This window comes from Streptomyces sp. PA03-1a (assembly GCF_033792805.1).
Taxonomy (GTDB): Bacteria; Actinomycetota; Actinomycetes; order Streptomycetales; family Streptomycetaceae; genus Actinacidiphila.
Genome location: NZ_JARAVO010000507.1, coordinates 1 through 709, shown reverse-complemented (window position 1 = coordinate 709; position 709 = coordinate 1). Strand labels below are relative to the sequence as shown.

The 709-nt window shown below is 69.1% G+C and carries 1 protein-coding gene; it reads left to right on the top strand.

Going from position 1 to position 709, the window contains the following annotated elements; all coding sequences use genetic code 11:
• Positions 1-295 precede the first annotated feature (295 nt).
• Positions 296-622, top strand: a complete 327-nt coding sequence (locus PV341_RS45210; RefSeq protein ID WP_500361076.1) for a hypothetical protein — start codon at positions 296-298, stop codon at positions 620-622.
• Positions 623-709: the final 87 nt, after the last annotated feature.

The following is a 709-nucleotide window of genomic DNA, read 5'->3' as shown; positions in this document are numbered from 1 at the left end:
CCGGAACCGAATTCCACCCTTTTTGGATTGCATTTCCCGGGGCATTTTCAATACGTCCCGAGTGGGCGACATGCCGAATGCAGATCACCCTGGAGGGTGTTTCCCCGGCCTCTCCCGAGGGATACCCGAGCATCAACTCCCGAAGCTCAGGAGCGGTTTTTCCCCGGAAGCGAGGGCAGGCCGAAGGGTCGCCCGTTCGGCCGCGCGTCACCGATCGGCGGAATGAATGCGGCACAAGTCCCGAGTAACGTCTGGCGGGCCATCCGGCAATTCACCGAGTTTGAGGAGAAATGCGGTGAGAAAATTCGTTCGCGCTGCCGCAACGGCGGCACTGGCCACGGTCGCCCTGGCGGTCCCCATGACGGCGACGGCCTCCGCAACCCCGTCCCACTCCGCGTCCGGCCACTACCGGAACGCCGGGCACGGCAACTGGGGCGGGGACTACGGCCGCTGCGGGCCACGCCAGTGGGGGTACGGCAGGTGGGACGATCGCTGGGACCGCGGCCGGGGCCACGGCCGCGGTCGCGGCCACGGTCGCGGCTTCGCCCACCAGCGGTACGACCGCTTCGGGTTCGGCCGGTACTGGCAGGACCGCGACTGCGACTGCCGCTACCGCTACTGAACCCGCCGGCCATGACGTGGGCCCCCGGGAAGGGGACTTTCCCGGGGGCCCACCCCTGTGCGCATTCCGTTCCGCCCGCCCCGCCGC